Annotated in this window: 3 protein-coding genes; 2 read left to right on the forward strand and 1 reads right to left on the reverse strand. The window is 69.4% G+C overall.

Annotated features, from left to right (window positions below; genetic code table 11):
• Window positions 1-46: 46 nt before the first annotated feature.
• Both LG396_RS38490 and LG396_RS38495 read left to right on the forward strand, forming a co-directional pair.
• Window positions 47-7,072 carry a type I polyketide synthase gene (locus tag LG396_RS38490; protein ID WP_225798268.1) on the forward strand — a complete coding sequence of 2,342 codons (7,026 nt, stop codon included), beginning with the start codon at window positions 47-49 and terminating at the stop codon, window positions 7,070-7,072.
• Between the two features lie 150 nt (window positions 7,073-7,222).
• On the forward strand, window positions 7,223-7,447 hold the full coding sequence (locus LG396_RS38495) for a DUF5988 family protein (protein ID WP_225798269.1): 225 nt from the start codon (window positions 7,223-7,225) through the stop codon (window positions 7,445-7,447).
• 603 nt (window positions 7,448-8,050) lie between these two features.
• Here the strand turns inward: LG396_RS38495 and LG396_RS38500 are convergent.
• On the reverse strand, window positions 8,051-9,479 hold a 1,429-nt coding region (locus tag LG396_RS38500; protein WP_225798270.1), incomplete at its 5' end, for a sensor histidine kinase.

Raw genomic sequence — 9,479 nt, forward strand, 5'->3', positions numbered from 1 at the left:
TCAGGAAGATGCCTCTCTGGTCCAGCCGGCCTCACCGACTGATTCTGTGGAGAACGCCTTCTGGGGAGCGGTCGAAGACCAGGACTTGGAGTCGTTGTCTGAAACCCTGGAGCTGCGTGACGAGCGGATTCAGTCCTCGCTGGGCAGCGTCGTCCCGGTGCTGTCCGAATGGCGTCGCCGCCGGCGCGAGAGTTCGCTGGTGGACGGCTGGCGGTATCGGATTTCCTGGACGCCGGTGCCTGCGGCAGCCGGCCCTCCGGTGTTGTCGGGTACGTGGCTGTTGCTGGCACCCTCCGCAGGTGCAGATGAGGAACTTGTCACGGGCTGCCAGGAAGCCTGTGCCGATGCGGGTGCGCAGATCCGGCGTTTGAGTGTCCCTGACAGCGCTGTCGCTGACCGTTCGGCTCTGACCGCGCTGCTCTCCGCCGAGATTGGCGAAGGCGACCTGCCGACGGGCGTGATCTCGCTGCTGGGCATGGACGAGCGGCCCCACCCGGAAGGACCCTCATACGGGGTCGCGGCCACGGTGACGCTTGTCCAATCCCTGGCCGACCTCGGGGCCGACACCTACGCCAGTGAGAGTGGCGCGCACGGCGTGCGGTTGTGGTGCCTGACCAGGGGCGCGGTGGCCACCGCCGACAACGACCCCTCCCTGAGCATGACGCAGGCCCAGATATGGGGGCTTGGCCGCGTCGCTGCGTTGGAACACCCCGACGTCTGGGGTGGATTGATCGATCTGCCCGACGGCGTGGACGAGCGTGACTGGCGTTGTGTAGTCGCGGCCCTGGCACCCGGGCAGGTGCGGGTGGACGACGCACCGAGGGAAGACCAGGTCGCCGTCCGCGACGGGCACGGGCGGGCGCGGCGGCTGGCGCGCGCCCCGTTGGGCAGTGCCGAGCCGGTGCGCTCGTGGATGCCACGCGACACGGTTCTGATCACCGGAGGCACGGGCGCCTTGGGCTCCCGGGTAGCGCGCTGGGCTGCCGAAGCCGGGGCCGAGCACCTAGTGCTGGTGAGCCGTCAGGGTATGGAAGCGCCAGGAGCGCACGAACTCGTGGCTGACCTGGAGACCTTTGGCGCCCAGGTCACCGTCGCCGCGTGTGACGTGTCCGATTACCAGGCGCTCGGAGAGGTCGTCGCCCTCACGCGTGCCTCTTGCCCGCCGATTCGTGCGGTATTCCACACGGCAGGGTCGGGGCGGCCTGCCGCGTTGACGGAGACAGATCTCGCTGAAGTGGCAGAGGTGCTGTCCGCGAAGGTGGCGGGTGCGCGGCATCTCGACGCGCTGTTCGCCGATCCGCCGAACGATGCAAACGAGCTGAACCAGCCGAGTGAAACGGGCAAGGCGGCCGACTCCCCCGGCTTGTCGCTTGACGCCTTCGTACTGTTCTCCTCGGTTGCCGGCATGTGGGGAAGCGGCGGTCAAGCGGCCTATGCCGCCGCCAACGCCTCCCTGGACGCGCTCGCACTCTCCCGGCGTGCGCGCGGGCTGACCGCGACCTCGATAGCGTGGGGTCCGTGGGCCGAGGGTGGTATGGCGACGCCTGAGGACGTGAAGCGGCGGCTGAGTGGCCAGGGACTCACCGCGTTGGCGCCCGAGCCGGCCCTTGCAGGGCTCCGGCAGGCGCTCAGCCATGACGAGACGTACGTGGGCGTGGCCGACGTCGACTGGGAGCGTTTTCACTCCCTCTTCACGCTCGCCGGCCCAAGCGCGCTGATGAACGACCTTCCGGATGTTCGTGCGCTCATCGCCGCACAGGCCGCGGATGCGGCCGGTGACGCGGGCTCTGAAGCAGGGACGCGTCTCGGACGGCAGGTAGCCGAACTGTCGGACGCCGAGGCGAACCGGCATGTGCTCACCCTGGTGCGCAACGAAGCAGCTGCCGTGCTCGGTCACACCGGCCGCGAGGCCGTCGCGTCGCACCGGGCCTTCAAGGACTTGGGCTTCGACTCGCTGACCGCGATGGATCTGCGGACCAGGCTCGGCACAGTCACCGGCCTGCCCCTGCCCGCCACCATTGCGTTCGATCACCCGACGCCACACGCGCTCGCTCGCTACCTCATGGACCAGGTCTCGGGCGAACGACGCCCCGCGGGAGAGCACCGAGCGCCCTCGTCAGCGGCGGTTCCGACCGACGACCCGGTCGCGATCATCGGAATGGCGTGTCGCTACCCAGGAGGCGTAGCCTCACCGGAAGACCTGTGGCAACTGGTCCTCCGGGGCGGGGACGCGGTCTCGGGCTTTCCGACCGACCGGGGCTGGGATCTTGCGGCGCTCTACGATCCAGATCCGGATCGCCAGGGCACCAGCTACACCCGTCACGGCGGTTTCCTCCGGGACGTGGGCGAGTTCGACGCGGACTTCTTCGGCATCAGCCCGCGCGAGGCTCTGGCGATGGATCCCCAGCAGCGGCTGCTGCTGGAAACCGCCTGGGAGGCCCTCGAACGGTCCCGCATCGATCCGTCGGGTCTTGCGGGCAGCCAGACGGGAGTGTTCGTCGGCGCTTCCCCGTCCGGGTACGGCGTAGGCGCGGAGGAGACCGAAGGCCATGCGCTGGCGGGAACGGCAGGGGGTGTGGTCTCCGGGCGGATCGCCTATTCCCTCGGGCTGGAAGGGCCGGCGGTCACCATCGACACGGCCTGCTCCTCTTCGTTGGTGGCCCTGCACCTGGCCGCGCAGTCGCTGCGCCGCGGCGAGTGCTCGCTGGCTCTGGCCGGTGGCGTCATGGTCATGCCGAGCGCGGCCGGTTTCATCGAGTTCAGTCGGCAGCGGGGCTTGGCGGTCGATGGCCGGTGCAAGGCGTTCTCGGCTCAGGCCGACGGCACCGGCTGGGCAGAGGGAGTGGGAGTTCTTGCGTTGGAACGCCTGTCCGACGCCGTACGCAACGGGCACCGGGTACTCGCTGTGGTCCGCGGCAGCGCGGTTAACCAGGACGGCGCATCCAACGGGCTGACCGCCCCCAACGGCCCGTCGCAGCAGCGGGTCATCCGGCAGGCACTGGCCAGCGCGGGCCTGACGGCGGCCGATGTGGACATGGTCGAGGCCCACGGTACCGGCACCACGCTGGGCGACCCGATCGAGGCGCAGGCGCTACTGGCCACGTACGGCCAGGAACGTGAGGACGGCCGGCCGTTGTGGCTGGGTTCCGTGAAGTCGAACATCGGGCATGCAGCCGCCGCGGCCGGCGTAGCGGGAGTCATCAAGACGGTGATGGCGATCCAGCACGGTGTGATGCCGAAAACACTGCACGTGGACGAACCGTCGCCGTACATCGACTGGTCGGCGGGGGCGGTACAACTACTCACCGAGCCGGTGGAATGGAAGGCCAACGGTCGGCCTCGCGGGGCTGGCGTCTCGTCGTTCGGCATGAGCGGCACCAACGTGCACGTGATCGTGGCAGAGCCGCCGGCGTACCCGGGCCGGACTGAGGTGGACGGGCCGGCTGCCAACGAGGGCGGATTCGACGCTCACGAAGACACCGAGGCCGAGCCGGGTTTGGTGGCTGCCGGTGGGCTCGTGCCCTGGGTGGTGTCGGCGCGCAGTGCGGCGGCGCTGGCCGTGCAGGCAAGGCGGCTACGCGACTTCGCCGAGGCCGATTCGGCCTCCGACGTCACGGAGATCGGGTGGTCGCTGCTGACTACCAGAGCTCGTCACGAACACCGCGGCTTGGTCCTCGCCCGTGACCGGGACGGGATGCTCGACGCTCTCGACGCGCTGGTCAGAGGCGAGGAACTTCCCCATGCGCTGCGCGGCTACGCCCGTTCCGGAGACCGAACGGTGATGGTGTTTCCGGGTCAAGGTTCGCAGTGGGTGGGGATGGCGCGGGAGCTGTTGGAAGACAGTGAGGTGTTTGCGGGGGCGGTGGCGGCGTGTGAGGAGGCGTTGTCGCCGTATGTGGAGTGGTCGTTGGGTGAGGTGTTGCGGGAGGGGGGTGAGGAGTCGCTGCGTCGGGTGGATGTGGTGCAGCCGGTGTTGTTTGCGGTGATGGTGGGTCTGGCCCGGTTGTGGGAGTCGGTCGGTGTCGTGCCGGATGTGGTGGTGGGCCACTCCCAGGGGGAGATAGCGGCTGCGCATATCGCGGGTGGGTTGTCGTTGGAGGATGCGGCGCGTGTGGTGGCGTTGCGGTCGAAGGCGTTGGTCGCGTTGTCGGGCGGGGGTGCGATGGCGCAGGTCGCGTTGGGTGAGGTGGAGGCTGCGGCTCTGGTCGGGTCGTGGGAGGGCCGGGTTGTGGTGGCGGCGGTCAACGGGCCGGCGTCGACGGTGGTGTCGGGTGAGGGTGCGGCGGTGGAGGAGTTGCTGGCGCGGTGTGAGTCGGACGGGGTGTGGGCGCGGCGTATCGACGTCGACTACGCCTCGCATGGTCCGCAGGTCGAGGAGATCCGCGAGGAGCTGCTCCAGGCCCTGTCCGGTATCAGTCCGGTGTCCTCGCGCATATCGTTCCACTCCACGGTGACCGGAGAGGTGACCGATACCGCGACGTTGGACGCCGGGTATTGGGTGCGGAATCTGCGTGAGCCGGTGCGGTTCGCCCCGGTGATCGAGGCACTGGCACAGGCGGACACGAGGGTGTTCATCGAGGTCAGCCCTCACCCCGTGCTGCTGGCGGGCGTTGAGGACACGGTGGAGACGTGCGGCGGCATGGCGGACGACGCGGTGCCAGCAGTAGTGGATACGCTGCGACGGGACGAGGGTGGTGCCGCGCGATTCCTCATCAGCGTTGCGCGAGCCCACGCCATTGGGCTGCCGGTGGACTGGGCATGTGTCTTCGCCGGCGCTCCCCGCCAGCAGGTGGAACTGCCCACCTACGCCTTCCAGCACAAGCGGTACTGGCTGGAACCCGTTGACTACCGCGGCTCGCTCGGTGCCCAGGCAGTAGCCGAGGATACTGCGGCGGGGGACTTCTGGCGGGCCGTGGAAGAAGGGGACCTCGACTCGCTCGCCGCGGAACTCCACGCCGCTGCTGACGTAGACCGTTCGTCGCTGGCCGAAGTGATGCCATCGCTGTCGGCTTGGCGGCGGCTTCGGCGCGAAGGCTCGCTGCTGGAGTCCCGTTGTTACCGCGAAACCTGGGTTCGCCTGGCCGACCGCCGGGCGAACGTAACCGGCACCTGGCTGGTGGTGACGCCGCCGGTCGACGCGTCAACCGGAGTCGACGATGCACAGGTGGCGGCCTGTGAACGGGCGCTTCGGCTGAGTGGTGCCCGTGTAGTCCGACTCGAATGGGACACTGCTCGCCCCCCGGAACGCACCGACTGGGGTCAGCGACTGGTGGCCGCGGCGGAGGGCTCGGTAGCAGGCGTCGTGTCGATGCTCGGATTCGACGAACGGCCGCATCCCCAGGTGGCGCATGTCTCTCTCGGCCTGGTGAGCACGATGGTCCTGGTGCAGGCCCTTGCTGACGCAGATGTCGACGGTCCCGTGTGGTCCCTGACGCATGGCGCGGTGACCACGGGGGAGGAGGACCCGCCGCCGTCCGCCGCGCAAGCTCAGCTATGGGCTCTGGGCCGGGTGGCGGCGCTGGAGTACCCCCGACTGTGGGGCGGTTTGATCGACCTACCGGAAGCGATGAACGACGCAGCGTGGGAGAAGGCGACCGCACTACTGGCCGATCCTGGTGAGGACCAGCTGGCAATGCGGGGCGATGGTGTGTGGGGCCGGCGGGTGGAGCGCGCCCGCCCAGGTGTGTCCCGACCTGGACGGGACAGGTGGAGCCCGCGCGGCACCGTGCTGGTCACCGGTGGTACCGACCCCTTCGGCGCTCGCGTAGCTCGCTGGCTCGTCGACGAAGGAGCCCGGGATCTGCTGCTGGTCAGTGCCGAAGGGCTGGAAGCTCCGGGCGCCGTGGCCCTGCAGGCCGCGTTGACCGACGGTGGAGCCACAGTGACAGTGGCCTCCTGCGACGTTGCCGACCGGCAGGCATTGGCAGACCTGATCGCCGAGACTGAGCGGCGAGGTCCCGAGATCCGCACGGTGATCCACACCGCCACGGAGCTCGAACTCGGCGAACTTGATGGGATCGGAGTCGAGGACATCGACGCCAACGGTCGTGCCAAGGTGCCGGGCGCTTGGAATCTCGACGATATTTTCGGCGATAGCCAGCTTGATGCGTTCGTGCTGTTCTCCTCCGTTTCGGCGTTCTGGGGCAGCCGAGACCATGCGGCCTATGCCGTCGCCAATGCCTCTCTCGACGCGCTGGCGTTGCGGCGCCGGGCGCGCGGGCTGGCCGGGACCTCGGTCGCCTGGGCCGTCTGGGATTTCTTCCGCGACGAGAATGCTCGGGATGAGGGGGACGCGGCACGGGTAGCCGGGACAATCGAGTCGCTGAAGCGCCAGGGGCTGCCCGCCTTGGAACCGACCACGGCACTCACTGTTCTCGGGCATGTGATCGATTGCGACGACGCGTGCCTGGCGGTAGCCGAGGTCGACTGGGACCGATTCGTGCCCGCCTTCACGTCGGTGCGTCGCAGCGCTTTCCTCGACCACCTTCCCGAGGCGCGACGCGTGATGGAGGCAGCCGCCGGGGAGGAGCCCGACGCGGGGACCGCGGCAGCCCTGCGCGATCGGCTGGTGGGATTGAGCGAGACCGCGCGCCGGCAGGCCCTGCTCGACCTGGTCAACACCAATGTGGCGGCAGTCCTCTCGCACGACGCTTCGTCGACCCCGGACGAGGGCAGGTCGTTCCGTGATCTCGGGTTCAACTCGCTGACGGGCATGGAGCTTCGCACCCGACTCAGTGCGGCCACCGGCCTGAAGTTGCCGGCCACGCTCGTCTTCGATCACCCCAACGCCAGCGCCCTGGTCGAGCGGCTCCTCGGCGAGCTGTTCGCGGAGGAGGCGGTGGACCTCACCGTCGTGCAGCGGGAACTGGACCGCTTCGGGACCGTCATCTCACGCGCGGCCGAGGCGGGAGTACGGGACAGGGAGGTCGCCTCCCGGCTCCAGGAACTGCTGGACGTGTGGAAGGGCGGTCATGTGGCCGTGGACGACGGGAAGTCGGCGGCCGAGCAACTGGAGGAGGCGAGCGACGAAGAGATGTTCGCCTTCATTCGCGACCAGTTGGGGAAGTCCTGACGCGCGCAGGCCCTGGGTTCCGGGCTTCGGAAATCGGTGAGGCCACCAACCTGTTCCTGCCCCGGGAACAAGCCCAAGGCCGGAACCGGCAGGAGGAGGGGTGGCTGGTCCAAAAGGTGCCGAGATGCCCGTTCAAGAGATAGGATGATCATGGACGACAACGACGCTCCCAATGTATTCCTCAAGGGCGGCTCGCCCTCGGCGATAGACGACGATGAGCGGCTTCGCTACCTACCGGATCCGGACGTGGCCAAGGTCCGTGTGCTGCGCGGCAATCGCTATGAGCACTTCGAGGCCAGTTCCGAGACGACCCGTGTAGGCGATCGTGAACTGCGGGTCTTTGTGTGGACCCGCTGTACGTACGTGGCGGAGTGACGACTGACGAAGGTGGCTGCCCCGGCCGTTGGGCCCGGCGGGTCTTCGGGCGTGCGGGTGCGGCGGGGTAGCCAGCGGCCGTGGGCGGCTTCGGCGTGCGTGACGCATCCGTCGCGCGACCGTCCCCTCGTTGGCCTCCCGCAGCGTGGCCGCATGCGCGCGCCCCGTTCCTCGGCGACTGTCTCGGCGAGGTTGGCGAAGACCACCGTCGCCCACAGCCACACCGCGGTGGCCACCGAACGTGTCGGCGGGCCGTTCGCCCCTCACAGCACGCGCCGACCGCCGGTGCCCGAGCACCCGCCCGCGTGGCGCCGCTGCTGGCCCAGGCCTGTCTGGCCTGGTGTGCCCCGATGTACGGGACCGGGGCCGCCCCCTCGACCAGTTCAAGTGGTCTGGATGCCGGTCCGGCTCCGGCCTGGACGGCCGGGGTCCAGGTGGCACGCAACAACGTGCGCTACCTCGTCGGTGTTCTCCCGCGGCCCCAGTCTGCGGTCGGTGCCGACGGCTCGGACCGGTAGTCCGGGCCCCGCTCGTTGACCGGGTGCTGGGGGCAGGTGCGACCGGCCGCAACTGTGCAGCGCAACCCGGCCTGCTCGTCGTGCGTCACGCGGTGGCCTGATCAGGCAGCTCGGCCGGTACGGGCTTGTGTCCCGGTGCTGCGCGGAGGGTGAGGACCATGGTCAGTCCGCCGCCCGGCGTGTCCTCCGCGGTAAGGGTGCCGTCGATGGCCTCGGCGAAGCCGCGGGCCACGGCCAGGCCCAGGCCCACACCCGCCTCGCGCGGTGCGTCGCCGTACCGCTGGAACGGCTCGAAGATGCGGTCCTTCTCGCTGTCGGGGACGCCGGGGCCGCGGTCGACGACGCGCAGTTCGACCCGGCCACTGAGCGTGCTCGCCCGAATGGTCACGGGCCGATCCGGCGGCGTGTACTTGGCCGCGTTCTCCACGACGTTCGCGACCAAGCGCTCCAGCAGCCCCGCATCGACGCGCACCATCGGCAGCGACTCGGGGATATACAGCGCCACGTCGCTCCTCGCGACCCCCGCAAGGGACCTGGGCACTACCTCGTCGAGGTCGACCTCGCGCATGAGAGGGGTGACGGTGCCTGTTTGCAGCCGGGACATGTCGAGGAGGTTGCCGACGAGGGCGCCAAGCCGGTCCGTGCTCTCCTCAATGGCCGCGAGTAGCTCGGCCTCGTCCTCCTCGGACCAGGCCATGTCGGGGGCGCGGAGCGAGGTGACGGCGGCCTTGATGGCCGCGAGCGGGGTACGAAGGTCGTGGCTGACGGCGGCGAGCAAGGCGGTGCGGATGCGGTTGCCCTCGGCCAGCTTGCGGGCCTCCAGCGCCTGCGCCGAGAGCCGCTGCCGGTCCAGCAGCGATGCTGCCTGTGCCGCGAAAGCACCGAGGACCCGCCGGTCGTCGGCGGGCAGCTTACGACCAGTGAGAGCGAGGGCCATGGAGTCGCCGACGGGCATATCGGCGTCGGCATACTCCGGGCTGTCCAGTTGCCCGGTGATGGTGCCCACCCGGCACGCGCAGACCCACCGGTTCTCAGCCGGCTCGCGCTCGTAGAGTGCGGCCGACTCCATGGCGAATGTCTCCCGTACCCGCTTCAGCAGCGACTCGAGCGATGCCTCGCCACGCAGCACGCTGCTGGCCAACAGCGAGAGGATCTCGGACTCGGCGCGCAGCCGGGCGGCCTGGGAGGTGCGGCGGGCGGCGAGGTGGACGACCGAGGCGACACTGGCGGCGATGGCGAAGAAGACGATGATGGAGACGATGTTGTGGGGTTCGTCGATGGTGAACGTACGGAGGGGCGGGGTGAAGTAGTAGTTCAGCAGCAACGAGCCGAACGATGCCGAGGCCAGTGCCGGCAGCATGCCGCCCAGCAACGCGGCGACGACAGCGACCGCCAGCATGGCCAGCACGATGTTGGCCATACCGATAGCCGGGTCGAAGGTCACCAGCGTCCAGGTCACCTGCGCCGGTCCGGCCAGCCCGGTCAGCCAGCCGGTGAGGATGCGGCGGCGGCTG

It is taken from the genome of Streptomyces aculeolatus, from assembly GCF_020400605.1.
GTDB lineage: Bacteria > Actinomycetota > Actinomycetes > Streptomycetales > Streptomycetaceae > Streptomyces > Streptomyces aculeolatus.

What these genes read in the sequence shown, in the direction of transcription:
- LG396_RS38495 (WP_225798269.1), top strand. Translation starts at nt 7,223, where the DNA reads ATGGACGACAACGACGCTCCCAATGTATTCCTCAAGGGCGGCTCGCCC.